The following is a 24,022-nucleotide window of genomic DNA, read 5'->3' as shown; positions in this document are numbered from 1 at the left end:
TTATGTATTCCATTTCCCGTCCCTTCCTGTTCACCCTTGATGCCGAACGCGCGCACGGCCTGGGCCTGTCCGCGCTGGATCTTGCCTGGCGCACCGGCACCACGCCGCTGATTGCCGGCCGCATCAAGCCACTCCCCACTCCGGCGTTCGGCTTGAGCTTCCCCAATCCGGTTGGCCTGGCAGCTGGTCTGGACAAGAACGGCGAACACATCGAAGCGCTGTTTGCACTGGGCTTTGGCTATGTCGAGATCGGCACCATCACCCCGCGTCCGCAGGCCGGCAGCCCCAAGCCGCGTCTGTTCCGCCTGCCGCGACACAACGCCATCATCAATCGCATGGGTTTCAACAACCTCGGCGTGGATGCACTGGTGAAGAACGTGGAGGCAGTCAAGCATCGCCCCGGCCCCCTCGGTATCAACATCGGCAAGAACAAGGACACGCCCAACGAGGACGCGTTGTCCGATTACCTGATCTGCATGGAAAAGGTCTATCCGCTGGCCGACTACATCACCGTCAACATCTCCTCGCCCAATACCGCCGGCCTGCGTGAGCTGCAGGAAGAGCAGGCATTGCGGCGCCTGGTTGCCGGCCTGCGCGAGGCGCAGGAGCAATTGGCCGCAAAACACGGCAAGCGCGTGCCGATGCTGGTCAAGGTGGCACCGGACCTGAGTGACCGCGACATCGATGCCGCCGCCCGCGTACTGGGCGAGTTGGGGGTGGATGGCGTCATCGCCACCAACACCACCATCGCCCGCTCCGGGGTCGAAACCGATCCGTTATCCAGGGAAATCGGCGGCCTGTCCGGCGCTCCATTGCTGGGCCAATCCACCCTGGTGTTGCGACGCCTGCGTGCGCGCCTGCCCGAGTCGGTGCCCTTGATCGGTGTCGGCGGCATCAGTTCCGGCGCCGACGCCGTTGCCAAAATGGCTGCAGGTGCAACGCTGGTGCAATGCTATAGCGGGCTGATCTTCCAGGGGCCAAGCCTGGTCGGCGATTGCGTGAATGCCATCCGCCGCCGTCGCGAGTCCCCGTCAGGAGGCGCCGTCGCACCGCTATGACGAACGTTTCCCCGGCTTGGTCGCTGACCGAGAACGCTCCACTGCGCCACCTCAATACCTTCCACGTCGACGCCCATGCTCCGCGCATGCTGCGTATCGCCGATCCTATCGCCCTGCCTGAAGCGCTGGCTGCCATCGGCGAAGCAGACTTGTTGGTGCTGGGCTGCGGCAGCAACGTGCTGCTGGCCGCCGATCCCGAAGATGTGGTGCTGGTGTTCGACAACCGCGAAATCAGCGCGCTGGAACACCGTGCCGACCACACCATCGTCCGTGCGGGCGCCGGCGTGATCTGGCACGAGCTGGTGATGTGGTCCTTGAACGAAGGCCTGTCCGGGCTTGAGAACCTGGCACTGATTCCCGGCACCGTCGGTGCCGCACCGATCCAGAACATCGGCGCCTATGGCGCACAGGTCGGTGAGTTCATCCAGGTCGTCGAGGCCTGGGACCGACAGGAAAAGGTCTGGGTGCGGTTGGATCAGGAAGCCTGCCGCTTCGGCTACCGCGACAGTCTGTTCAAGCACGAGGCAGATCGCTACCTGATCACCGCCGTCGAGTTCCGCCTGCCGCTGCTGCACGAACTGCAGCTGGACTACGCCGGCATCCGCGAGGAACTGCAGACGATGGGAATCGAATTCCCGGTCTCGGCCGACGTCGCCAATGCGGTCATTGCCATCCGTCAACGCAAGCTGCCGGATCCGGATGTACTCGGCAACGCCGGCAGCTTCTTCAAGAACCCGATCCTGCCGCTGGAACAGATCAACGTGCTGTTGCAGCACTATCCCGAGCTGCCGGTGTTCCCCGGCAACGATGCCAGCAACCGCAAGGTGTCGGCGGCATGGATGATCGAGAAGGCCGGCTTCAAGGGCCAGCGTGACGGTGACGCCGGCGTCTCGCCCAATCACGCGCTGGTGTTGGTCAACCACGGCAATGCCACCGGCGCCGAGTTGCTGGCGTTTGCGCGAAGGGTGTCGGCGGCCGTGCTGGAAACCTTCGGTGTGCCCATTGAACCCGAGCCCAGGTTGGTCGGCGCCCGCTGGTGAACACTGCCTTGGCTGCACCCCGTTCCACTGCAATGCGCGCGGCCCTGCTGATGTTCGGCAGTGCCATGGCCTTCGGCCTGATGGCCATCGGCATCCGCCTGGCCACCGCCTTCGTGCCCACCCAGGAAGTGGCGTTCTTCCGCAACAGCTTCGGCCTGCTGGCGCTGTTGCCGATGCTGCTGCGGCCCGGCCATGCGTCGTTGCGTACCCAGCAGTTGCCACGCTATTTCCTGCGTAGCGCGATTGGCCTGGCCTCGATGCTGTGTGGCTTCTGGGCGATTGGCCACCTGCCACTGTCGCAGGCTATCTCCCTGTCCTATTCCACGCCGTTGTTTGTCACCATCGCCGCGGTCTTGTGGCTGGGCGAGAAGGTCCGCTTTCGCCGCTGGGCCGCGGTGATCGCCGGCTTCATCGGCGTGCTGGTGATCGTGCGCCCGGGCGCGCACAGCTTTGAGCTCGGCAGTCTGATCGCCGTGCTGGCGGCAGTGCTCAGCGCGCTGGTGGCGATCCAGATCAAGCAGCTCACCCGCATTGATGGCCCCGACACCGTGGTGTTCTACACCTATGTGTTCTGGGTGCCGCTGTCCTTGATTCCGGCCTTGTTCGTCTGGGTCTGGCCAACCGGCATCGCCTGGCTGTGGTTGGTGGCAACCGGGGTGATGGGCACCCTGGGCCAGCTGCTATGGACCCGTGCGCTCAAGCTGGGCGAAGTCTCCGCACTCACTCCGATCAGCTTCACCCAGCTGCCCTTGGTGGTGGTGGTGGGCTGGCTGTTGTTCGGAGAAACACTGGACCGCTGGACGGTCACCGGCGCCCTGATCATCCTCGGTGCAAACGCCTATATCGCCCACCGCGAGGCAGTACTGGCCCGCAGTCCTGAAAGCAGGCAGAAAGCCAAGATCAGCGATACTCCGGCCCAGGCAGGCCGGGGTGGCAATGACAGCGTCTGAACAGACGCTCCAGCAACATCCCCCAATGGAAAGTGGAGGACGGTTGGCATGCGGATCCTGGTTGCAGAAGATGACAGCGACATCGCCGCCGGTGTGCGCGCCTCCCTGCAACGGCAGGGGCACGCGGTGGACCACGCCAACGATGGCGCCAAGGCCGAAGCGGCCCTCGCCAGCACCGAATACGACCTGCTCATCCTCGATCTGGGTCTGCCCAGCGTAGACGGCCGACTCGTCCTGCAACGCCTGCGGCAGCGCGGCAAGCAAATGCCGGTACTGGTCATCACCGCCCGTGACGGCTTGCAGGAGCGCATCCAGACATTGGACCTTGGCGCGGACGACTACCTGATCAAGCCTTTTGCGGTGGACGAACTGGACGCACGGGTACGTGCCCAGTTGCGCCGGGTTACCAGCGCGGGCAACCCGGAACTGCGCATTGGGCGGATGCGACTGGACCTGCCAGGCCACCGCGCCTGGATAGATGAGCAGGCACTGGAGCTGACCGGACGCGAGTTCGGCTTGCTGTCTGCACTGGCAACGCGCCCCGACAAGATCAGCTCCCGCGCACAGTTGATTGACGCTCTGTGCAACTGGGACGAAGAGCTGACCGACAACGGCCTGGACATCGCCCTGCACCGTCTGCGACGCAAACTGAATAGTGGCGGCATGGGAATCCGCACCGTGCGAGGACTTGGTTACATGCTCGAGCAGATCGAGCCGGCCGAGCAATGAAAATAAAACAGCGGCCCAGCCTGCGGCGGCGGCTGCTGGCTTTTCTGGCGTTGCCGATTCTGGCGTTGCTGATGTTGAACGCGGTGCTGACGTATCGCATCGCCCTGTCCTATTCCAACAGCATCCATGATCGCAACCTGGCCGAAGACACCGAATCCTTCGCCCAGATGCTCAAGACCATGCCGGTCAGCACCGAGTTGTCACCGCAGGCGCGCTTCCTGCTTGAGTACGATCCCGATGGTCACCGCTACTTCAACGTGGACAGCCACAAGTACGGCACCCTGAGCAGTAATGCGGACTTCAGCCAACTGGCAAAATCGCAGGACTGCAGCAACCAACGTTCTTTGCTGTACAGCGGACACCTGAACGGCCAGAAGGTGCGCTTGGCGACGTCCTGCATCCAGACCAGTACCGATCCCGGCGATCATCTGGCGGTGACCGTCGCCGAAACCTTCGCCGATCGCCGCCACCGGGCGCAGGAGATCCTGATGATCACCATCCCGATGATGTTGCTGCAGGCGCTGTGCATCATGGCCCTGGTCTGGTTCGGGGTGAATCACGGCCTGAAAATCATCGACCCGCTGACACGTCGCCTGGCCAGCCGCAACCGCGAGCTTGCGCCTATTTCAACCCCCGATGTACCACGCGAAATCCTGCCACTGATAGAAACCATCGATGGCCTGTTCGGCCGTTTGGCTTCCATGATTGAAGCACAGGAACGGTTCGTCGCCGATGCCGCGCACCAGCTGCGCACCCCCTTGGCCGGCATCAGCCTGCATGTCGACCAAGCCTTGGCGGCAACCGATGAAAAAAGCCGCAACGAAGCGCTGGAGCACGTACGCAAGCTCAATCAGCGCACCGCACGGGTGTCCACCCAGCTGCTGGCGATGACCCGCGCACAGACCTCACCGATCAATCTGGAGCCGTTGAACCTGTCCGCCCTGGTTCCGGACTGGGTCGCCAGCCGGGTGCCGGAAGCGATCCGCAGCGGCGTTGACCTGGGCTATCACCCCGCCAAAACCGGGCCACTTCTGGTCCTCGGTCACGCACCGTCCTTGCAGGAAGTGCTGGACAACCTGATCGACAACGCACTGCGTTACGCCGGCTCCTCGAGCACCGTCACCGTCGGCTTGAATGCCTTGGGCGAGGATGTTGAGCTGTACGTGGAAGACGATGGCCCTGGTGTCGCCGAAGGCTTGCTAGCCCGGCTGGGCGAGCGCTTTTTCCGTGCGCCCGGCACCCAACACAGCGGCACCGGACTGGGCTTGGCGATTGCCCGTGAGGCTGTTGAGCACCTGCATGGCCGTATCCAGTACCAGCCCTGCAAGCCGCATGGCCTGAAAGTGGCAATCCTGCTGCCCAGGCTGAAGCGACAATGACCCGCAGTTCACCCTGAAAGGTTGGGGAAAACCCGGCTTGCGATGCTGGCAGCATCCACTTGCAAGGTGACATCGTGACAACACCCGCAGCACAGGAGTTCTATTTCGAGGGTGGCCGCGACGGCATCCTGCTGATCCATGGCCTGACCGGCACGCCGATGGAGATGCGCCTGCTCGGCAAGGGTCTGGCCAATGCCGGTTTCACCGTACACGGCGTGCAGTTGCCCGGTCATTGCGGCAGCATCGAGGAGCTTGTGGCCACTCGCTGGCAGGACTGGTATGCCGGCGTTGAGCGCGCAGCCGACGCGTTGCGCGGCAAAGTCGACAATCTGTTCGTGGGCGGCCTGTCGATGGGCGCCGTACTGGCACTGGCGCTGGCTGCCAAGCGCCCGGACTGGGTGAACGGCGTAGGTGTCTACGGCGCCACCTTCCGCTATGACGGCTGGAACATTCCCCGCGTGGCAAAACTGTCCTTCCTGCTGCCCTGGTTCAAGCGCCTGGGCATCGGTCGCAGCCGCATGTTCATGGAAGCTCCGCCCTATGGCCTGCGCGATGAGCGTATCCGCGCCCAGGTCAGCGCGTCCATGCTGGCCGGCGACAGCGCCGCCGCCGGCCTGGCCGGCAATCCCTGGCCGGCATTGGCCGAGATGTACCAGCTTTCGGCCTGGGTCAAACCGTTGCTGCCCGACATCATCGCCCCCTGCCTGATCGCGCACGCCCGCGAGGACGACATCGCCAGCCTGGACAACGCCAATCTGGTCGCGGCCAAAATCAGCGGCCCCAGCGAACTGCTGATCCTGGACAACAGCTACCACATGATCACCATCGACCGCGAACGACGCTTGCTGATCGAACACAGTGCGCGCTTCTTCAGCACCATCGCCGCGCAACGCCGCCTCGCCGACGCGGCCTGACATGTCGGCCCTGGTCATCAGCTTGTGGTTGCTCAACGTGGTACTCGACACGGCGGGCCAGCTGGCCTTCAAGGCCGCCGCTTCCGACCCCGATGCAGGTGATGGCATCGCACGCTGGAAACACATGCTGAGCCGGCCGTGGCTGGGGATTGGCATCGCCTGCTATGTGCTCGAGTTCGTCGCCTGGATTGCCTTCCTCTCGCTGGTACCGCTGTCGCGTGGCGTGCTGCTGGGCTCCATCAACATCGTCGCGCTGATGCTGGCTGGACGCTTCCTGTTCAAGGAGCGTCTCACCCGCCTGCGGGTGGCAGGCATGCTGTTGGTCAGTCTCGGTGTCGCCGTGGTGGGAGCGGCGGGATGAAGCGCCTGTACCTGCTGGGTTTCCCCTTGCTGATGGCTTTCGACACCGTTGCCCAACTCTGTTTCAAGCTGGCCGGGGATGCCGCTTTGCCGGTCGAAGCCAGCAGCGCCTGGATACTGAGGGTATTGGCGCAGCCTTGGGTGTACGGCGCAATTCTTGGCTACGTCGGCGCATTCTTTACCTGGATGAGCCTGCTCAAGCATGCCCCTATCGGCCCCGCGTTTGCCGCCTCACACCTGGAAGTCGTCAGCGTGCTGTTGCTCTCGGCTTGGTTGCTGCAGGAACCCCTCGGGCTGGTGCATGTTCTGGGAGCGTTGCTGATTGTGACCGGCATCATCTGTCTGGGCGTGGCCGAGTCGCGAGACCCGCACGCAGCGGAACCAGCCGATGTCCGCCCCGACCACTGAGCTGCCACCGACAGCAGGCCTGGCGCTGCGTTGGCGCGACTTCCTGCCCGGTGGTGAGGCGCTTGGCAAAACCGTGGCACGTTTGTTCAATACGCCCGAAATGCAACTGGAATGCTCGGGCACGTCCGCTCTGTGGGTGGCACTACGCACCCTGCAGCGCCTGCATCCAGACCGCACTGCAGTAGTCCTTCCCGCCTATACCTGCCCGTTGGTCGCCATTGCCGTGCATACGCTTGGCCTGCAATTACGCCTATGCGACCTGCAGCTCGGGCAGCTGGACATGGACCCGATACAACTGGCCCGGCTCTGTGATGCAAATACACTGGCGGTGTTGCCCACTCATCTGGGCGGGCGTGTTGCCGATGTCGTCACCGCCCGTGCCATCGCGCATCATCATGGCGCCTATGTAATCGAGGATGCCGCGCAAGCGCTGGGAGCGTTCAGCCAGGGCCGCAGCGTAGGCCTGCATGCAGACATCGCATTCTTCAGCCTGGCTGCTGGCAAGGGACTCAGCCTCTATGAAGGTGGCTTGTTGTTCAGCAACAATCCCGGGCTGCAACAGGAGCTGAAGCTCACCTCGCAACGCGAGATCGACCACCAATGGCGTTTGGAGCTGCGCCGCTGTGTCCAACTGCTGGGCCTGGCGGTCTGCTACCGGCCACGCCTGCTGCCCTTCGTCTATGGCAAGCCGCTGCGCGCTGCATTGGCCGCTGGCCACGCCGAAGATGCTGTCGGCGATGTATTCCCGCTGCAGATTCCGCGTCACCGGGTCAGTCGTTGGCGCCAGAACATCGGCCACAGGGCAGCAGCACGGCTGCCTGCCCTGCTGCACAGTGGACGCGAACGCGCGGCGCATTGGCGCTCACGGCTCAACCACCTGCCGAACCTGCGGGTACTTGGCGACCGGCCGGGCGATGAGGGCGTGTGGCCCGTGCTGCTGCTGTACTTCGAAAATCCGGATCATCGCGATGCGGTTTTGAGTCGCCTGTGGACGCAAGGTTTGGGCGTCAGCTGCATGTTCGTGCATGCCCTGCCCGACTATGCCTACCTACAGCCGCTATTGGAGGATGGCAACACAACGGCGCCCAATGCTCGCGCATTGGCTGCGCGGGCTTTGACCATCGGCAACAGCGCATGGCTGGATGAAGCACGTTTCAAGCGCATCCTTGCGGTACTGGAGGATGTGCTTGTCAGCAACAGCTAGGAATCGGCCGCAGCGTCGGGTTCGACCCTGCCAGCTTCACTCACGCCCGTCGCCATCGGGTCCGCTCGATGCACCGCAACGGGTTGGCAATCCTCTGTGAAGGAGACCTCGCCGAACTTCCAGCCCAGCGGCTGCGTCACACAACCCCAGAAGCGGCGCACCGCATGCCACTGCATTGCAACCAGACCACGCTCGTTGTCGGCATCCACCACCGGGTCGGCGACACCGGTAGGCCGCACCGGCTCGTCGTACAGCCAGGTACCGAAGGCGATATCCCAGAACGAAAAAACCTGTGCAAAATTGCAGTTGTGCAAGCCAGGCCGCTGCGGGTCCACCACCATGTGGTGCAAGCGATGAAACAATGGGTCAACCAGCAAGCGACTTCCGTAACGACCAAAGCCAAAGCGGATATTGGTATGGGAATAGTTCTGCACCAGCTCGCCCAGCAGCATCAACGCGGCAAACTCATCGACCTCGACGCCCGCCAGCAGGCCGACACCGGCTAGGACGAAGGACTGCAGCACACCGTCGAGATAGCTGCCGCGATCGTTGGACCAGCAACTGAGCTGACGTTGGCTATGGTGCAGGCTGTGCAGCGCCCACCACCATGGGATGGCGTGTTGAGCGCGATGCATCCAGTAGTAGACGAAGTCATACAGCAGGTAATACACCGCAAACAACAACAGAGGATGCTGCTGGAACCACGGCACCCAGCGTCGCAGCCCATGCACGGTGGTGGTTGCAGTGGCGACGCCCTCACCCATCGAGGCCAGCGGCGACAACACCAGGTAGCTGAAGAGCGGAAACAGGCCGAGTAACATCAGCAAGGTATACGTGCGGTCGATACGGGTCAGGCGCCGATCACTCCAACGCTCAGCCGGCCATAGGCTTTCCAGCGGCCGGAACACGCCGGCAATCAAGCTCAACTGCAACGCTGTCAGCAGCAGCGCAACCGCGATATCACGCGGATCATCGTGACGTCCAAGCCACTGCAACACCGGCGCAACCCAATGCTCGGCAAGCCATGCCACCAGCAGCCAGCCATGCGGGTCCATTCACATACCCCGCGCCGTTGCCGGAGCCACCAGGGCGGCCAGCAACTGTTGGTTGACGTCACGCTGTTGCAGCTGCCAGTCGCGCAACTGCGTGTCGGGAATGATCGGCTGCCCGTCCAACGCCGACATCAGGCGCTTCAAACGACTCCGATAGCGGTATTGCGATACCTCGCCGGTGATATCGCTGCCAACCAGGCCACCGCGCCGCAGGCAGGCGATGACCGCCTGCGCATGGGGCAACTGGAAACACCCCTGGTCCCAGTTGGTGCGTGCGACCTCGGTAGCAAAGACATCCTTGTCGATGGACAGATAGCTCGGCTGCGGCTGCTGCCGCTGCTCGTCGATGAACGCATGAACCAGGCTGTCAGCGTCGTCGAACTGGCGAAAGCAGCCATCCAGCCCCAGCCAGCGCGCCCAGGACACATCCACACCGACGCTCCAGTAGCTGAGCCGGCCACGCAGCAGCGGCCCAAGCCGATTCTCCCAAGCGTGCGCGCGGCCGATATCGGCCGAGGTTATGCCAACCACGTGCACATGGCTGATCTGCGGCAGTGCAGCGGCCCAGCCTATCCACGAACCGCAGTGGATTCCGAACGGATAGCGCATATTGTCCGGGTGGTTGTCCAATACCACCAGTTGGAACCGCGCCCCACCAGACATACGCTGCAGCAACGGATAGCTCAGGTGATGGAAGTCGCCACTGCCGATCAGTACAGGGCCATGCTGCTGCGGCAGCTGCTGGTCGATGAAGCGGAAGGCGCGTTTGAGCGTGGAACGGCTGCAGGCAAAGCGCAGCTCTTCCTGCCATGCACGCATATCCACGGTATCTGTCCGCGCCAGCGGCAGCACCGCAGCATCCAGATCCAGGATCACCGCGTTTGTGCCAGGCTCAGCCACCACCATCGGCCTCTTTCTGGAAGAACCTTGCGCACCGCCGCAACAGTGGCCGCAACACGCCATTGCGCACCCACACCGCATGCCAGGTAGAGGTAAGCGTTGCACCCAGCTGGCGTTTGATGCGCGAGTCCGTCCAACCGGCGACATAATGGCTCAAGCCTTCATCCAGCGCGTACTGGAGGTTATGCACCCAGCTGACGAAGTACAGATTGAACTGCCTGGCTTGCGGATAACGCAAGCCGATGTACTTGTCGACCAGCTTTCCCTCATAGACGTAGCACAGGTTCCAGCCGATCAACTGTTCCTGCGCGAAGTACAGGAACATGCGTCCGCCACTGCTTCGGTCGCGCAGCAAGGCATCAAAGAATTGCCTGGAAAGAAGATCGAAGTGCACCTCACTCTGCGCATGTACACTCAGGTACAGGTCGTAGCATTGCGCTATCGATTCGGCATTGAACCATGCGTCACCGGTCTCCGCACAACGGATATCAAGGCCTTCACGGGCCTTGAGCTTGCGCCGCATGTCCTTTCTACGGCTGCTGCTCAGCCGTTGCAGGTATTCATCAATCGACCGGAAATCGATCGCCAACCAGGCCAACGGCATGCCCTCCAACAGCACAAAGCCATTGCGCTGCAGTGCCGTCACCAGCGCTGCGCTGCTGTGATTTGCCCTGGCATCGAGCAGCGGCGACTCCACAGCGATGTCCTTCATCACCAACAACCTGCAACGCCGGCCGTAGTGCCCCAGAAGCCCGGCAACCGTCTCTTCTGCCGACGCATGCGGCAATGGCAGGTATTCGGTGGTGGTGCAGCCAACAAAGCACGTCTTCCAGCGCAGATGGTGCTGCCAGGAAGCGTAGCCCGGCAGCTTCCGCAAGCGCCTGCTGACGGCCTCATCCAACGTGGTCATCAAGTCGTAGTCGGCGACAAAAACAGGGATGCCCTGCGCCGTCAGCGAAGCCTCGAAGCCCTCTGGAGGATGATCGACAAACTGCCGCACCAGACTGGCGGGCTCCAGTGCCGACTCATAGCGGATGCCCATGCCGGTCTAGATCCGACGCAGCGCGAGCACGGCATTCAAACCGCCGAAAGCGAACGAATTGCTCAGCGCGGCAGTTACCGGCACAGAACGCGCGGCATTGGCTACATAGTCAAGATCACATTGAGGATCCGGCTGATCAAGATTTGCCGTGGGCGGAACAAGACCGTCGCGCATCGCGCACAGTACCGCCACCAACTCCAATGCCCCGGATGCACCCAGCGCATGGCCGTGCATGGATTTGGTCGCCGACACCAAGGGCGCCCCTGCTGCACCACCAAACACCTGCTTTATCGCCTGTGTTTCGTTCAGATCATTTGCCTGCGTCGCGGTGCCATGTGCGTTGATGTAGTCAACCTGGTCAGGGCGCAGCCGTGCATCCTGCAGCGCCCGCTGCATTGCCATTGTGGCGCCTTTCATGTCCGGCGCCACGATGTCGCCGGCATCCGAGCTCATGCCAACGCCCGCAAGCTCGGCCAGTATCGTGGCACCGCGCGCCTGCGCATGCGCCAATGACTCCATCACGAATACGCCCGCACCCTCAGCCAGCACCAAGCCACGTCGATTGGCACTGAATGGACGGCAGGTATCGTCAGCCAGCACCCGCATCGCCTCCCATGCGCGCAGCGTACCGAAGCCCAGGCACGCCTCGCTGCCGCCGACCACGCCCACCTCCATCACTCCAGCACGGATCAGCTGCAGCGCTTGGCCGATGGCATGATTGCTCGACGCGCAAGCGCTGGCCACCACAAAGCCCGGGCCGTGCAGACCGTGACGCATGCTGATCTGGCTCGCAGCTGCGTTGGCCATTGCCCGGACAATGGTGAGCGGGTGCAGACGCTGCGCGTTTTCCGCATACAAGCGCCGGTACTGCTCATCCTGGGTGGCCTCGCCACCAACACCGCTACCGATGATGCAGCCACTGCGCTCTGCGGTCCCTGCCACGGAGAAATCGATACCAGAACTGCGCACGGCTTCATCTGCCGCGAGCATCGCCAATTGCGACACGCGGTCCAGTTGCGGCAGCAACTCGCGGCTGAAGTGCGCTTCGGGCTGGTAGCTCTCTGGCACCTGCGCTGCCACAGTCACCTTCAGTTCCGCCGCGCGCATATGGCGCAGCGCTGCGATTGCCGAACGCCCTTCACTCAGCCCAGCCCACAACGCATCCACTCCCAGGCCGAAAGCGCTGACTGCCCCCATGCCGGTAATCACCACGCGTTGCTGCGCCGTGCCCACCGTCAGGCACCGACTACTGCAGGGCCTTGTGCCTGCAGCGCCTGCATCACCAGGTCCACCAGGTCCTGCAACGTGTCACTGCCCAGGCTGTCTGCACGCGCATCCGGGAAGGTGATATTGAACTTCTCCTCGATATCGAAGATGAGCTCAACCGCATCCAGTGAAGCCACCCCTACGTCGGTCAACGTTGCCTGCGGGGTAAGCAAGTTTGCGTCGAAATCAGCCGGCATATGGGCGATGACGAGTTGATTGATCGCGTCACGCACGCTGTCGCGGTCGTAGCTGGAATTCATGTCGGATTCTCCTGGGTTGCGAACACCGTCAATGAGGGAACTACTTCGCCTTCTGGATGAGCTGGTCAAGCAAGGCCATGGCCGTGTCGATCTCCGCGTAGCTGATGTCCAGCGAGGGCGCAAAGGTAATGACGTTTTTGTACCAACCGCCAACATCCAGCACCAAGCCCATCCGCTTTCCGTCGTGCAGCAGATCACCGGCCAAGCCGATGTCCACCATTCGATCCAGCAGCTCGCGGTTCGGCGTGAAGCCATCAGCGGTGCAGATTTCTGCACGCAGGGCCAAGCCCAGTCCGTCGACATCACCGATCTCAGGATGCTTCTTCTGCAGACCGCGCAATCCATCAAGGAAGTAGGCTCCCTTCTCCGGAACGGTGCGCTCGTAGTCCATTTCCTTGCCGAGCTTGAGCACTTCAAGGCCCAGCCGCGTACCCAGTGGATTGGAGTTGAAGGTGGAGTGGGTGGACCCCGGCGGGAAAATCGTGGGATTGATCAACTCCTCGCGCGCCCACAACCCAGACAATGGGTTCAAGCCATTGGTCAAGGCCTTACCGAACACCAACACATCGGGTTCGACGCCAAAATGCTCGATCGACCACAGCTTCCCGGTGCGCCAGAAACCCATCTGGATCTCATCGACAACCATCAAGATGCCGTACTTGTCCAATACCCGCTTCAGGCCAGTGAAGAAGTTGCGCGGCGGAATCACATAGCCGCCGGTACCCTGGATAGGCTCGACGTAGAAAGCGGCGTACTCTGCCTGCCCAACCTTTGGGTCCCAGACACCGTTGTACTCGCTCTCGAACAGCCGCTCGAACTGGTACACACACTGCTCCGCGTATTCCTCCGGCGTAAGATGCCTGGGCCGGCGGAACGGATACGGGAACGGGATGAACATCGCGCGCTCGCCAAAATGCCCATAGCGGCGACGATAACGATAACTGGAAGTGATCGATGAAGCGCCCAGGGTACGGCCATGGTAGCCACCTTCGAAAGCGAACATCAGGCTCTTTCCGCCACGCGCATTGCGCACGATCTTCAGCGAATCCTCGATCGCCTGCGCGCCACCCACATTGAAGTGAACCCGTCCATCCAGGCCGAACCGATCCTTGACCCCCAACGCGATGGTCTTTGCCAGTTGCACGCGAGTCGGGTGCAGGTACTGGCTGGCGACCTGCGGCAGCTGATCGATCTGATCCTTCAGCGCATCATTCAGACGCTTGTTGGAGTAGCCGAAATTGCAGGCCGAATACCACATCTGCAGATCCAGATAAGGGGTGCCCTGCGCATCGAACATATAGCTGCCTTCACAGCGATGAAATACCTTCGGTGGATCCACATAGTGAACCGTGTCGCCGAATGAGCTGTAGCGCGCTTCATCCTGCAGCAGCATGGCGTCGGACATTTCCGGGGCAATGTTCTTGTCGAATATATTCATTGGCATACCTGAAGGTTAGGGTTCAGCGAGTACACGAAGGCCTGTGCGGAATTTCAGACCAAGGCCGGCACAGCGCAGGGCTGCAGCAGATGGTCAAGGCGACCGGCCAGCAACTCCGGCAGCAATGCCTGCGCCTCTTCAAAGCAACTGATGGCGACATAGGGAATGCCCGCTGCACGGCAGTGCTCCACCAGGCGATTCTTGGCGAATACAAAGTCGACACGGTTGGCAACGCAGAAATCGGATGCACCATCGCCGATCAGCAACACGCGCTCACCAGCGTCCCTGGCAGCTGAGCTGGCAAACCTGCATTTGCAGGTTCCGCTGCGACACCCATCTGCCTGCAGCGGTGATTCCAGCGTCCATTGCTTGTCGCCCACGGCAACAAGATGATTGGCGGCCACCGGCAACCATTGCAGATCATGTCGCAGCAGGATGCGGTCGATCGCGTAGTCCAGCCCATCGCTGACGATGCGCAGCGGCACCCCGTTTTCACGTGTGTGTCGTGCAAACGCGGGGAAGCCGTGATCGATGCGCACCTGGTCCAGGTGCCTGTCCAGGCATTTGCGATCCAGCTCCAACAACTCGACCTGCCCTTGCATGCACTGCCGCGAGCCGATAAGACCTGCCCGCCAATCGTCCTCCAGCGCCTGCCAGCCGGGGCGGCCGTACTCGCACAGCAAAGAGTCGATGACATCTTCGACGCTCACCGTCCCATCGAAGTCACACAGAATTTTCCACTGCATCCGATGCTCCGCTGGCCTTGCAGGGGTCATGACCCGTCGCCGTTGCGCCCGGCATTTCCGGACAGGAGCGACTCTAGGCGCGCTTTCTTTCAGCCGCCTTTCTGCACTCCGGCCGTGCTGTCGCGTTCATCCAAGGGTTAGGCGCGCCCCGACAAAGCTCCGACATCGGCCTCATCAGGAAGGAACCTTTGGACGATTAGCATGGTCAACGCCGATTCCATTTCCGAGCGTTCACCATCATGGGCAAGCCCCACCCACACACCTCGCCAGTCGGCCTGCTGCTCGCCAGCAGTGTTCTTTGCCTTCCGTTCAACCAGGCACACGCAGGCCAGAGCGACACTCAAAGCACGGCCATGACAGCCGCAATCGGCATTGCCGCGCAGCGCACGCCAAACTGGCTGGGTTCCAACAGTGACCAATGGCAACCGCTGCCTTTTTTTGATATCGAAAAGCCGGGCATCGGTGAGTTGTCCAGTACCGATGGCCTCACCCTGCACCTGCCGCACCAGGGCCCCTGGGAGCTTGGAATCTACGGCGACTACCTCTGGGGCCGCAGCCATTCGGATATGGGGGCCGCGCTGTCAGGCAAGATACCCAGTCTTTCACCGCGCGTGCATGGCGGCGTATACACCGAATACCAGTTCTCACAGCACACCGCGCTGGGCGCAAAACTCAGCCATGACCTCACTGGCAGTGGCGCTTACCTCAACCTGTATCTCGACTATGACCTGCCCAGGATCTGGTACATCGAACACTCGCTGACCATCGACTGGCGTGCGATGAACCGCTCGGCGATGCAGCGATTCTTCGGGCTGTCGGCATCATCGGCGGCAGCACTGGGCACCTCACAATGGAACCCTGGCAGCGGCAGTCAGCAGGTTTCGCTCAACTACTCTGTTTTTTTGCCTACCAGCCAACACACGGGTATTGCTGCATCGCTGGAGTACGCACACCTGTTGGGCAACGCTGCACAAAGCCCACTTGTCACCCAGTACGGCAACCGCAACCAACTGGAACAGTCGGTCGCTTTCATCTACCACTTCTGACTTCCTTCAACACACTGCGTCCAGCATGCCGGTACCGTTCAATGCCGCGCGATCGGCACCAAGCATTTCCAGCGCCGGCTCCACTTCGAGCGCTCGAAGAACGTCCGCGCACGGTGCGAAGAATCCATGACTGGCCGAGCGATTCCTGCAACAGGAAGTACCAGAACGAGCGCAAGAATGACGGCACGTATAAAAAAACCCCGCCGAAGCGGGGTTTCATGTTTTGCTTAGTCAGCCTTGCCTGACTTGCGAACCTCGGCGCTACCAACCGGGTTGCGCGGATCACTGCCACCGCTGAGTACATTGCTGCGGCGATCCCACTCCACTGTCTGCAGGTTGCCCCAGACGTGGCTGGAACCGCGGCCGCCTTCGGCCGAATCACCCGGCAGCTCAACCTTGTGGCCCATTGCCTGCAACTGCTTGGCGACCTCCGGCGAGAACGCACCGGTCTCCGCCGAAATCTCATCCGGCAACCATTGGTGGTGATAACGCGGCAAGGCAGCTACCTGCTGTGCGTCCAGGCCAGCGTCGTAGCCGAGGATGCCGAGCAGGACCATCGTGATGATGCGGCTGCCGCCTGGCGTGCCAATCACCACGACCTTATCGTCGTTCTCCATGAAGGTCGGCGTCATCGAGCTGAGCATGCGCTTGCCCTTGGCCGGCGCGTTGGCCGCATAGCCCATCACGCCGAAGGCGTTGGGCGTGCCCGGCTTCAACGCGAAGTCGTCCATCTCGTTGTTCAGCAGCACGCCGGTGCCGGCCGGGATCAGACCCGAGCCGTACAGCAAGTTCACCGTCTGGGTGCCACCAACGCGGTTGCCTTCATTGTCGATGATCGAGAAATGGGTGGTCTCGTCATCTTCCAGCGGCGTCGGGTTGCCCGACAACAGGTCGCTGGGCGTGGCCTTTTCCGGATGGATGGTGGCGCGCAGGCCCTGCGCATAATCACGGCTGGTCAGCACCTTCTGCGGGATATCGACAAAGTCAGGATCGCCGAGGAAGAAGGTTCGGTCGCGATAGGCACGACGCATCGCTTCCACTACCAGATGGGTGCTGTGCGCCTGATCCATCTTGCTCAGATCCCAGGGCTCCAGGATCTGCAGCATCGAGGCCAGCGCAATGCCACCGGAGGACGGCGGCGAGGCGGTGGTGATCTTCCAGCCACGGTAGTTGAACACGATCGGCTCACGGGTCTTGACCGTATAGCCAGCCAGCTCCTCGGCGGTCCAGCGGCCGCCAGCCTGCTTCACGCCGGCCAGCAGCTTGCGCCCGGTCTCGCCGCGGTAGAAGCCATCAAAGCCATTGGTCGCCAGCAGTTGCAGCGTATGCGCCAGCTCTGGCTGCTTGAAGATGTCGCCCTCGGCAATCGGCTTGCCGTTGCGCAGGTAGACCTCACGGGTGCCCGGATAACGGTCCATCACCTCACGACGGCTGGCATAGCCACGGGCCATGCGTGCATACACCGGGAAACCATCGGTGGCGACGCGGATCGCCGGTGCCAGCGACTCGCTCAGCGGCAACTTGCCGTGCTCGCGCGCCAGCTTCACCAGCGCCGCCGGCAGGCCGGGGATGCCGGCCGACCATGGGCCATTGACCGAACGGTCACGGTCCAGGTTGCCGTTCTTGTCCAGGAACTGCTCGGGCGTGGCGGACTCGGGCGAGGTCTCGCGCGCATCCAGCATCACGTCCTTGCCGGTCTTGGCGTCGTGCAGGAGGAAGAAGCCGCCGCCGCCCAGGCCCGAGCTGATCGGCTCGACCACGGCCAGGGTGGAGGACACCGCCACCGCGGCATCGAACGCATTACCGCCCTTGCCAAGGATTTCCATACCGGCCTGGGTCGCCAGCGAATGGCCACTGGCAATCGCAGCGCCATCGGGGTGTGCGGCGCGGGCCGGTGCGGTGTCGGCTGCCCACGCGGCCGGCGACAACACCAGTGCGAACAGCAGCAGGGAACGGGCAACGAGTTTCATGCCGTTGGTTTCTCCGATTGGTAGAGCTCAGGGTGATCGCGTTGCAGACCGGCCAGTTTGGCCAGCAGCTGATCTTCGGTTTCGACGATATCCGGGTCCGGGTCGATGCATTCGACCGGGCACACCACCACGCATTGCGGCTCATCGAAATGACCGACACATTCGGTACAACGGGCCGGATCGATCACATAGATCGTCTCGCCCATTGCGATGGCCTGGTTGGGACAGGCCGGCTCACAGACGTCACAGTTGACGCAGAGCTCGTTGATTTTCAAAGACATTGTTGCGGTGTTCCCGTCGGAGCGGGGCTTGCAACCGGCGCCTGCCGGTTCATCGGTCCTGCTGTTCATGGCCTGCCGAGGGCAGTACCGACAGCAAGCTTACCGGATACTGGTTTTGCTGGCGCTGGAATGACGGCAATGCCGCCGCTTCCACAGCGTTCCGCCTGTGGCGATGCTGGCTCTGGGCGTTGACCGTGTTGCGCGGATGTAACTCAGGCCAGAGCAAGGCCAGAGCGCCCCCTGCCTTCGCAGGGACGACGCACTGGAAAGTGCGGGGCCGCTACGCGACCCCGCACCAATACGTCACTTGGCTTCGACGAAGACGTAGTCGGCGCCGGTCGGCTTGACGATGGTCTGCACACGGGCGTTGTCAGCGGCATCGCCGATGAACACCACGCGCACACCCTTCATCGAATCAGCCTGCACGTCCTTGAAGCTGGCTTCGATCAGGTCAGCCATCTTGGCCGACGCCGACGAACCGAAAGCCAGCATGTTGCCCGGCTGGACGCCGCGACCGATAGCGCCGGTAGCACTCTCTGCCTGACGGTCGTACTTGGCAGCGAATTCCGGATCCGACTCCGGCGGCAAGTAGTACAGGAACGGGCTGGCGGTGATGTTGCCCATGTTCTGCACGGCAACCGCCTGCAGGTACTTCTTCCAACCTGCGTCGTCATCCTTGGCCGGGGCGACCAGCGCCTGCTGCGCCTCGACTACCGGTGCTTCTTCTTTCTTGCAGGCGGTTACAGCCAGCACCATCGAGGCGGCAAGCAGCACGCGCATCGTGTTTTTCATGATCGTTCTCCCGTTGAAAAGTGGTGATACTGAAAAGGCTTACTGCCCGCGCGCTTCGCGGGCCTTGCGCAACGCTTCAAGCACAGTGGCCGGCACGAAACCGGAGACATCCCCACCCAACCGGGCGATTTCACGCACCAGCGAGGAAGAAATGAAGCTGTGCTGCTCGGAGGGGGTGAGGAACAGCGTCTCCACCTCCGGAATCAGATGCCGGTTCATGCTCGCCATCTGGAATTCGTATTCAAAGTCGGACACCGCGCGCAGGCCGCGCAGCAGCACCCCGCCATGCACCGAGCGCACAAAATGCGCCAGCAAGGTGTCGAAGCCGACCACTTCCACGTTGTCGTGGTGCTGCAGGGCTTCAACCGCCAACGCCACCCGCAGCTCCAACGGCAGTGTCGGGCCCTTGGCCGGGCTCTGCGCCACGCCGACCACCACCTTTTCGAACAGCGGCGCGGCACGGTTCACCAGGTCGATATGACCATTGGTGATCGGGTCGAAAGTGCCCGGGTATACGGCGATGCGGCGATTGGCTGAGGTCATGCGGGTTCGGTCGCGTTCATGTCGCCGCGAAGTGTAGCAGCGGCCCGGCGATAGAGGGCATAGGCCACCTCACGGGTACTGCCCTCGCGACGCAACTGCCATTCCGGCGGCAGCTGCAGCGCCGCGTCTACCGGCGCTTCCACGTACAGCCAGGCATCTTCAGCCAGGTGCCGGGGCAGACGTTCGATCACCTGTTCCCACAAACCGGCGGCAAACGGGGGGTCCAGAAACACGAGATCAGCCCGTGTTGGCTGCGCACTGCCCAGCCATTGCAAGGCATCGCCGGCAACCACCTCGACCTGCGCCCCGGCTCCCAGCCGCCCAACCACAGCGCGCAACGCGGCCACCAGCTGTGGATCGCGCTCCACCAGCTGTGCCGAGGCCGCGCCACGCGACACCGCTTCCAACCCGAGCGCGCCGCTACCGGCGAACAGGTCCAGGACACGCGCGCCAGGCAGCTTGGGCATCAGCCAGTTGAACAGGGTTTCACGCACCCGGTCGCTGGTCGGCCGCAGGCCCGGCAAGTCAGGAACCTGCAAGCGGGTATTGCGCCAGCGCCCACCGACGATGCGCACCTGCCCACTGGCGGCGGGCGCCTTGCCGCGGACCGGGCTCATCCAGCCCGCACCAGCAAAGCCAATGACAAAACGCGGCAAATCAAATACATCGGCGGCCTACATCCAACAGATCCAAGTGCTGCAGATGATAGACCAGCACCTGCTCCGGCTGCGCCCACCTTGAAATTGGCCCATTCACCCTTACCCAAGCAGCAGCCACCGCGCAGCTGCGCGATCCATCAGCAACGGAGCACCCCGACCGATGAGCACCCCCAATCACAAGGAAACCCGCGGTTTCCAGACCGAGGTGAAGCAGCTGCTGCACCTGATGATCCACTCGCTGTACTCGAACAAGGAAATTTTCCTGCGCGAGCTGGTGTCCAATGCCGCCGACGCCGCCGACAAGCTGCGCTTCGAAGCGCTGACCCAGCCCGAGCTGCTCGAAGGCGGCGCGCCGCTGCGCATCCGCATCGAGGCCGACCCGGCCGCGCGCACCCTGACCATCGACGACAACGGCATCGGCCTGAGCCGCGATGAAGCCATCGCCCACCTCGGCACCATCGCCAAGTCGGGCACCGCCGAGTTCCTGAAGAACCTGTCCGGTGACCAGAAGAAGGACTCCAACCTGATCGGCCAGTTCGGCGTGGGCTTCTATTCGGCCTTCATCGTGGCCGACCAGGTCGACGTCTACAGCCGCCGTGCCGGCCTGCCGGCCAGCGAAGGCGTGCATTGGTCTTCCAGGGGCGAAGGCGAGTTCGAGGTCGAGACCATCGACAAGCCCGAGCGCGGCACCCGCATCGTGCTGCACCTGAAGGAAGGCGAAGACAGTTATACCGATGGCTGGCAGCTGCGCAGCCTGATCAAGAAGTACTCCGACCACATCGGCCTGCCGATCGAGCTGCAGAAAGAACACCACGGCGAGGACGCCGACAAGCCGGCCACGCCGGAATGGGAAACCGTCAACCGCGCCAACGCACTGTGGACCCGCGCCAAGTCCGAGATCACGGACGAGGAGTACAAGGAGTTCTACAAGCACATCGCGCACGACCCGACCGACCCGCTGGCCTGGACCCACAACAAGGTCGAAGGCAAGCTGGAGTACACCTCGCTGCTGTACACACCGGGCCGCGCACCGTACGACCTGTACCACCGCGACGCACCCAAGGGCCTGAAGCTCTATGTGCAGCGCGTTTTCATCATGGACCAGGCCGAGCAGTTCCTGCCGCTGTACCTGCGTTTCATCAAGGGCGTGGTCGATTCCAACGACCTGCCGCTGAACGTGTCGCGTGAGATCCTGCAGTCCGGCCCGGTGATCGACTCGATGAAGTCGGCGCTGACCAAGCGTTCGCTGGACATGCTGGAGAAGCTGGCCAAGGACAAGTCGGAGGAATACGCAGGCTTCTGGAAGAACTTCGGCCAGGTACTGAAGGAAGGCCCGGCCGAGGACTATGGCAACCGCGAGAAGGTCGCCGGCCTGCTGCGCTTCGCCTCCACCCACGACGGCAGCGGCGAGCAGAGCGTTGCCCTTGCCGACTACGTCGGCCGCATGATCGAAGGCCAGGACAAGATCTACTACCTGACCGGCGAGAGCTTCCAGCAGGTCAAGGACAGCCCGCATCTTGAGGTGTTCCGCAAGAAGGGCATCGAAGTACTGCTAATGACCGACCGCATCGATGAGTGGCTGATGAGCTACCTCAACGAATTCGACGGCAAGTCCTTCGCCGACATCGCCCGCGGCGACCTGGACCTGGGCAAGCTTGAGACCGAGGAACACAAGAAGGCACAGGAAGAAGTCGCCAAGACCAAGGAAGGCCTGGCCGCGCGCCTGAAGACCGTGCTGGGCGAGGAAGTCGCTGAGGTGCGCGTCTCGCACCGCCTGACCGACTCGCCGGCCATCCTTGCCATCGGTGAACAGGACCTGGGCCTGCAGATGCGCCAGATCCTGGAAGCCAGCGGCCAGAAGGTACCCGACAGCAAGCCGGTGTTCGAGTTCAACCCGGCGCACCCGCTGATCGAGAAGCTGGATGCGGAGGCCGATATGGACCGCTTCAACGACCTGGCCCACGTGCTGTTCGACCAGGCCGCATTGGCCGCCGGCGACAGCCTGAAGGATCCGGCCGGTTACGTTCGCCGCTTGAACAAGCTGCTGCTGGAACTGTCGGCCTGATGATCCGCCACCTCCCTTTCGCGCAGCGAAGGGGAGGGTTTGGCAGGGGGCTCTGTAGTGCCGAGCCATGCTCGGCAGAGGCCTTCCCGGCAATTCCTGTAGTGCCGAGCCATGCTCGGCAGAGGCCTTCCCGGCAATTCCTGTAGTGCCGAGCCATGCTCGGCAGAAGCTTTTCCAGCAAAGCTACAAATCGCTCCCCTCACCCCGCTCCGCGCCCCGGCCCTTGGCCTGGCGCAAGGGCGTTCGATGGGCAGCGAACCAATGGTTCGCGAGCTGCCCCTGTCACCCCGCAAGCGGGAGAGGGGCTTCAATCAACGCCACCAGCCCGTCGACGTCATCTGCCTTTGCGCAGGCCGCAATGCCGGCCACCTGACCGCCAGTGGTAGAATAGGCATCTGATTTCAGGCCTTTTTCCTTCATGTTCAGCTTCTTTCGCCGCAAAAAGACCGACGACGCCCAACAGCCCGCAAAGCCGTCCACGCTGAGCGTTGAGGAACTGGCCGCCGCCTTCCCGCAGGCACCGTCGGCGCAAGCGCCGCTGCCGGCAGAGCCCATTCAGACTGAAACAGCGCAAGTGCCGGTCGAAGCCCCGATCGCTGCTCAAACACCGGTAGAGCCTGCAACCGAAGCCGCTGCAGCACCCGTGCCAGTTGTCGAACAAGTTGTCGTAGTCGAAGCAGTTCCTGTTGCAGCACCAGTCCAGATCGAAGCACCGGCTGCCGCCGAAGCGCCCTCCCCTGCAGTCGTTGAAATCGCTGCGCAGGTCATCGAGCCCGTTGCTGCTCCTGTTGTTGCTGCTCCGGCTCCTATTGTTCCAGTTGCAGCGCCGGCCCCCGCTCCGGCCGTAGCCGAAGTCATCGCCCCCAGCTCCCCCGACTCAGACGCAGCACTGATCCCAGTCGATGCCGCTCCCGCAGCACCGGCCGGCAAGCTCGGCTGGCGTGATCGCCTGCGCAACAGCAGCTTCGCGCGCAGCTTCGGCGGCCTGTTCTCGCGCAATCCCAAGCTCGACGACGACCTGCTCGATGAGATCGAGACCGCCCTGATCACCGCCGACGTTGGCATGCCGGCGACCACGGCGCTGGTTGAAGACCTGCGCAAGCGCATGAAGTCGCGCGAGTTCGCCGATGCCAATGCACTGCTGGCCGCGCTGCGCGCCGACCTGATCGCGATGCTGCAGCCGGTTGCCAAGCCGCTGGTCATCGACACCAATGCCAAGCCGTTCGTGATCCTTACCGTCGGCGTCAACGGCGTCGGCAAGACCACCACCATCGGCAAGCTGGCCAAGCGCTTCAAGGATCAGGGCCACAGCCTGATGCTGGCCGCTGGCGACACCTTCCGTGCCGCCGCGGTCGCCCAGTTGCAGATCTGGGGCGAGCGCAATGGCGTGGCCGTGGTCGCGCAGGGTCAGAACGCCGATGCAGCCTCGGTTGCATTCGACGCACTGCAGGCCGGCAAGGCGCGTGGGACCAGCGTGCTGATCGCCGATACCGCTGGCCGCCTGCACACCCAGACCGGCCTGATGAACGAGCTGAGCAAGATCCGCCGCGTGCTCGGCAAGATCGACGACACCGCGCCGCACGAAGTGCTGATGGTGATCGACGGCACCACTGGCCAGAACGCGCTGTCGCAGCTGCGCCAGTTCCATGCCGCCGCTGGTGTCACCGGCCTGGTCGTGACCAAGCTGGACGGCACCGCCAAGGGCGGCGTGGTGTTTGCGCTGGCGCGCGAGTTTGGCATTCCGATCCGTTTTGCCGGCATCGGCGAGCGCCCGGAAGATCTGCGCGTGTTCGACGCCGAAGCCTTCGTCGACGCGCTGCTGCCGCAGGCCTTGGGCAGCACCTGACCTGAGCCCCTCTCCCGCCGGGAGAGGGGTTGGGGTGAGGGTACGAAGGAGCGAAGCTTCCGCGCAGCAATAGC

25 protein-coding genes are annotated in these 24,022 nt (G+C 62.9%); 12 read left to right on the top strand and 13 right to left on the bottom strand.

Going from position 1 to position 24,022, the window contains the following annotated elements:
• The first annotated feature begins 2 nt into the window (after positions 1-2).
• The 9 genes from ACVOL0_RS00385 to ACVOL0_RS00345 all read left to right on the top strand — a co-directional run bounded on the left by ACVOL0_RS00385 (position 3) and on the right by ACVOL0_RS00345 (position 8,042).
• Entirely contained in the window at positions 3-1,058 is a 1,056-nt protein-coding gene (locus ACVOL0_RS00385) for a quinone-dependent dihydroorotate dehydrogenase (protein ID WP_481547386.1), read from the top strand.
• On the top strand, positions 1,055-2,098 hold the full coding sequence (murB, locus tag ACVOL0_RS00380; RefSeq protein WP_481547385.1) for a UDP-N-acetylmuramate dehydrogenase: 1,044 nt from the start codon (positions 1,055-1,057) through the stop codon (positions 2,096-2,098). Before ACVOL0_RS00385 ends, murB begins: the two co-directional genes overlap by 4 nt.
• 32 nt (positions 2,099-2,130) lie before the next feature.
• Entirely contained in the window at positions 2,131-3,048 is a 918-nt protein-coding gene (locus tag ACVOL0_RS00375) for a DMT family transporter (protein WP_481547422.1), read from the top strand.
• Between the two features lie 48 nt (positions 3,049-3,096).
• A complete protein-coding gene (locus ACVOL0_RS00370; protein ID WP_481547384.1) occupies positions 3,097-3,777 on the top strand; it encodes a response regulator in 681 nt (226 codons plus the stop codon).
• On the top strand, positions 3,774-5,156 hold the full coding sequence (locus ACVOL0_RS00365; RefSeq protein WP_481547383.1) for a sensor histidine kinase: 1,383 nt from the start codon (positions 3,774-3,776) through the stop codon (positions 5,154-5,156). The genes ACVOL0_RS00370 and ACVOL0_RS00365 overlap by 4 nt, the downstream gene beginning before the upstream one ends.
• 74 nt (positions 5,157-5,230) lie before the next feature.
• On the top strand, positions 5,231-6,070 hold the full coding sequence (locus ACVOL0_RS00360; protein ID WP_481547382.1) for an alpha/beta hydrolase: 840 nt from the start codon (positions 5,231-5,233) through the stop codon (positions 6,068-6,070).
• Between the two features lies 1 nt (position 6,071).
• Positions 6,072-6,431, top strand: coding sequence for a hypothetical protein (locus tag ACVOL0_RS00355; RefSeq protein WP_481547381.1), 360 nt, complete (start codon positions 6,072-6,074; stop codon positions 6,429-6,431).
• On the top strand, positions 6,428-6,838 hold the full coding sequence (locus tag ACVOL0_RS00350; protein ID WP_481547380.1) for a DMT family transporter: 411 nt from the start codon (positions 6,428-6,430) through the stop codon (positions 6,836-6,838). Before ACVOL0_RS00355 ends, ACVOL0_RS00350 begins: the two co-directional genes overlap by 4 nt.
• On the top strand, positions 6,819-8,042 hold the full coding sequence (locus tag ACVOL0_RS00345; protein WP_481547379.1) for a DegT/DnrJ/EryC1/StrS family aminotransferase: 1,224 nt from the start codon (positions 6,819-6,821) through the stop codon (positions 8,040-8,042). The genes ACVOL0_RS00350 and ACVOL0_RS00345 overlap by 20 nt, the downstream gene beginning before the upstream one ends.
• On the opposite strand, the gene ACVOL0_RS00340 is transcribed toward ACVOL0_RS00345, so the two are convergent.
• From ACVOL0_RS00340 to ACVOL0_RS00310, 7 genes are read right to left on the bottom strand one after another with little or no spacing between them, the layout of a single operon-like run.
• Positions 8,039-9,097: a sterol desaturase family protein gene (locus tag ACVOL0_RS00340; protein ID WP_481547378.1), complete on the bottom strand. Its 1,059-nt coding sequence runs from the start codon at positions 9,095-9,097 to the stop codon at positions 8,039-8,041. The two genes, ACVOL0_RS00345 and ACVOL0_RS00340, sit on opposite strands and share 4 nt — an antisense overlap.
• The gene (locus ACVOL0_RS00335) at positions 9,098-10,000 is read right to left on the bottom strand and encodes a hypothetical protein (RefSeq protein WP_481547377.1); all 903 of its coding nucleotides are present in this window, start codon (positions 9,998-10,000) and stop codon (positions 9,098-9,100) included. It abuts the gene before it with no gap.
• Positions 9,987-11,036, bottom strand: a complete 1,050-nt coding sequence (locus ACVOL0_RS00330) for a GNAT family N-acetyltransferase (RefSeq protein WP_481547376.1) — start codon at positions 11,034-11,036, stop codon at positions 9,987-9,989. The genes ACVOL0_RS00335 and ACVOL0_RS00330 overlap by 14 nt, the downstream gene beginning before the upstream one ends.
• 6 nt (positions 11,037-11,042) lie before the next feature.
• Positions 11,043-12,269 (bottom strand): beta-ketoacyl-[acyl-carrier-protein] synthase family protein, encoded by a 1,227-nt coding sequence (locus tag ACVOL0_RS00325; RefSeq protein WP_481547375.1) that lies wholly within the window; start codon positions 12,267-12,269, stop codon positions 11,043-11,045.
• Positions 12,270-12,271: 2 nt separating this feature from the next.
• Complete coding sequence (locus ACVOL0_RS00320; protein ID WP_481547374.1) at positions 12,272-12,562, bottom strand: phosphopantetheine-binding protein; 291 nt, start codon at positions 12,560-12,562, stop codon at positions 12,272-12,274.
• 40 nt (positions 12,563-12,602) lie between these two features.
• On the bottom strand, positions 12,603-14,000 hold the full coding sequence (locus ACVOL0_RS00315; RefSeq protein WP_481547373.1) for an aspartate aminotransferase family protein: 1,398 nt from the start codon (positions 13,998-14,000) through the stop codon (positions 12,603-12,605).
• Positions 14,001-14,053: 53 nt separating this feature from the next.
• Entirely contained in the window at positions 14,054-14,746 is a 693-nt protein-coding gene (locus tag ACVOL0_RS00310) for an MtnX-like HAD-IB family phosphatase (RefSeq protein WP_481547372.1), read from the bottom strand.
• 353 nt (positions 14,747-15,099) lie between these two features.
• Between ACVOL0_RS00310 and ACVOL0_RS00305 the strand changes: the two genes are divergently transcribed.
• A complete protein-coding gene (locus tag ACVOL0_RS00305; RefSeq protein ID WP_481547371.1) occupies positions 15,100-15,792 on the top strand; it encodes a MipA/OmpV family protein in 693 nt (230 codons plus the stop codon).
• Between the two features lie 227 nt (positions 15,793-16,019).
• Here ACVOL0_RS00305 and ggt read toward each other — a convergent pair whose 3' ends face one another.
• From ggt to rsmD, 5 genes are all read right to left on the bottom strand, one after another.
• Positions 16,020-17,762 carry a gamma-glutamyltransferase gene (gene ggt, locus ACVOL0_RS00300; RefSeq protein ID WP_481547370.1) on the bottom strand — a complete coding sequence of 581 codons (1,743 nt, stop codon included), beginning with the start codon at positions 17,760-17,762 and terminating at the stop codon, positions 16,020-16,022.
• Positions 17,759-18,043, bottom strand: a complete 285-nt coding sequence (locus ACVOL0_RS00295) for a YfhL family 4Fe-4S dicluster ferredoxin (RefSeq protein ID WP_481547369.1) — start codon at positions 18,041-18,043, stop codon at positions 17,759-17,761. Before ACVOL0_RS00295 ends, ggt begins: the two co-directional genes overlap by 4 nt.
• A 303-nt stretch (positions 18,044-18,346) precedes the next feature.
• A complete protein-coding gene (locus ACVOL0_RS00290; protein ID WP_481547368.1) occupies positions 18,347-18,835 on the bottom strand; it encodes a hypothetical protein in 489 nt (162 codons plus the stop codon).
• Between the two features lie 39 nt (positions 18,836-18,874).
• Complete coding sequence (coaD, locus tag ACVOL0_RS00285) at positions 18,875-19,378, bottom strand: pantetheine-phosphate adenylyltransferase (protein WP_481513533.1); 504 nt, start codon at positions 19,376-19,378, stop codon at positions 18,875-18,877.
• The gene (gene rsmD / locus ACVOL0_RS00280) at positions 19,375-19,995 is read right to left on the bottom strand and encodes a 16S rRNA (guanine(966)-N(2))-methyltransferase RsmD (protein ID WP_481547367.1); all 621 of its coding nucleotides are present in this window, start codon (positions 19,993-19,995) and stop codon (positions 19,375-19,377) included. The genes coaD and rsmD overlap by 4 nt, the downstream gene beginning before the upstream one ends.
• A gap of 202 nt (positions 19,996-20,197) precedes the next feature.
• On the opposite strand from rsmD, the gene htpG reads away from it, so the two are divergent.
• Positions 20,198-22,102, top strand: coding sequence for a molecular chaperone HtpG (gene htpG / locus ACVOL0_RS00275; protein ID WP_481547366.1), 1,905 nt, complete (start codon positions 20,198-20,200; stop codon positions 22,100-22,102).
• A gap of 282 nt (positions 22,103-22,384) precedes the next feature.
• Here the strand turns inward: htpG and ACVOL0_RS00270 are convergent, their stop codons facing one another.
• Positions 22,385-22,522, bottom strand: a complete 138-nt coding sequence (locus tag ACVOL0_RS00270) for a hypothetical protein (protein WP_481547365.1) — start codon at positions 22,520-22,522, stop codon at positions 22,385-22,387.
• On the opposite strand from ACVOL0_RS00270, the gene ftsY reads away from it, so the two are divergent.
• Positions 22,521-23,948, top strand: coding sequence for a signal recognition particle-docking protein FtsY (gene ftsY / locus ACVOL0_RS00265; RefSeq protein WP_481547364.1), 1,428 nt, complete (start codon positions 22,521-22,523; stop codon positions 23,946-23,948). The two genes, ACVOL0_RS00270 and ftsY, sit on opposite strands and share 2 nt — an antisense overlap.
• Positions 23,949-24,022: the final 74 nt, after the last annotated feature.

The sequence above is a fragment of the Stenotrophomonas sp. STEN021 genome (assembly GCF_056760175.1).
Note: the sequence above shows the minus strand (reverse complement) of the source record. Positions and strands in the feature narration are given on the sequence as shown.

Coding starts and splice junctions, on each gene's coding strand:
- ACVOL0_RS00385 (WP_481547386.1), top strand. CDS start 3: ATGTATTCCATTTCCCGTCCCTTCCTGTTCACCCTTGATGCCGAACGC.
- murB (WP_481547385.1), top strand. CDS start 1,055: ATGACGAACGTTTCCCCGGCTTGGTCGCTGACCGAGAACGCTCCACTG.
- ACVOL0_RS00375 (WP_481547422.1), top strand. CDS start 2,131: ATGCGCGCGGCCCTGCTGATGTTCGGCAGTGCCATGGCCTTCGGCCTG.
- ACVOL0_RS00370 (WP_481547384.1), top strand. CDS start 3,097: ATGCGGATCCTGGTTGCAGAAGATGACAGCGACATCGCCGCCGGTGTG.
- ACVOL0_RS00365 (WP_481547383.1), top strand. CDS start 3,774: ATGAAAATAAAACAGCGGCCCAGCCTGCGGCGGCGGCTGCTGGCTTTT.
- ACVOL0_RS00355 (WP_481547381.1), top strand. CDS start 6,072: ATGTCGGCCCTGGTCATCAGCTTGTGGTTGCTCAACGTGGTACTCGAC.
- ACVOL0_RS00350 (WP_481547380.1), top strand. CDS start 6,428: ATGAAGCGCCTGTACCTGCTGGGTTTCCCCTTGCTGATGGCTTTCGAC.
- ACVOL0_RS00345 (WP_481547379.1), top strand. CDS start 6,819: ATGTCCGCCCCGACCACTGAGCTGCCACCGACAGCAGGCCTGGCGCTG.
- ACVOL0_RS00340 (WP_481547378.1), bottom strand. CDS start 9,097: ATGGACCCGCATGGCTGGCTGCTGGTGGCATGGCTTGCCGAGCATTGG.
- ACVOL0_RS00335 (WP_481547377.1), bottom strand. CDS start 10,000: ATGGTGGTGGCTGAGCCTGGCACAAACGCGGTGATCCTGGATCTGGAT.
- ACVOL0_RS00330 (WP_481547376.1), bottom strand. CDS start 11,036: ATGGGCATCCGCTATGAGTCGGCACTGGAGCCCGCCAGTCTGGTGCGG.
- ACVOL0_RS00320 (WP_481547374.1), bottom strand. CDS start 12,562: ATGAATTCCAGCTACGACCGCGACAGCGTGCGTGACGCGATCAATCAA.
- ACVOL0_RS00315 (WP_481547373.1), bottom strand. CDS start 14,000: ATGAATATATTCGACAAGAACATTGCCCCGGAAATGTCCGACGCCATG.
- ACVOL0_RS00310 (WP_481547372.1), bottom strand. CDS start 14,746: ATGCAGTGGAAAATTCTGTGTGACTTCGATGGGACGGTGAGCGTCGAA.
- ACVOL0_RS00305 (WP_481547371.1), top strand. CDS start 15,100: ATGACAGCCGCAATCGGCATTGCCGCGCAGCGCACGCCAAACTGGCTG.
- ggt (WP_481547370.1), bottom strand. CDS start 17,762: ATGAAACTCGTTGCCCGTTCCCTGCTGCTGTTCGCACTGGTGTTGTCG.
- ACVOL0_RS00295 (WP_481547369.1), bottom strand. CDS start 18,043: ATGTCTTTGAAAATCAACGAGCTCTGCGTCAACTGTGACGTCTGTGAG.
- ACVOL0_RS00290 (WP_481547368.1), bottom strand. CDS start 18,835: ATGAAAAACACGATGCGCGTGCTGCTTGCCGCCTCGATGGTGCTGGCT.
- coaD (WP_481513533.1), bottom strand. CDS start 19,378: ATGACCTCAGCCAATCGCCGCATCGCCGTATACCCGGGCACTTTCGAC.
- rsmD (WP_481547367.1), bottom strand. CDS start 19,995: ATGAGCCCGGTCCGCGGCAAGGCGCCCGCCGCCAGTGGGCAGGTGCGC.
- htpG (WP_481547366.1), top strand. CDS start 20,198: ATGAGCACCCCCAATCACAAGGAAACCCGCGGTTTCCAGACCGAGGTG.
- ftsY (WP_481547364.1), top strand. CDS start 22,521: ATGTTCAGCTTCTTTCGCCGCAAAAAGACCGACGACGCCCAACAGCCC.
- ACVOL0_RS00270 (WP_481547365.1), bottom strand. CDS start 22,522: ATGAAGGAAAAAGGCCTGAAATCAGATGCCTATTCTACCACTGGCGGT.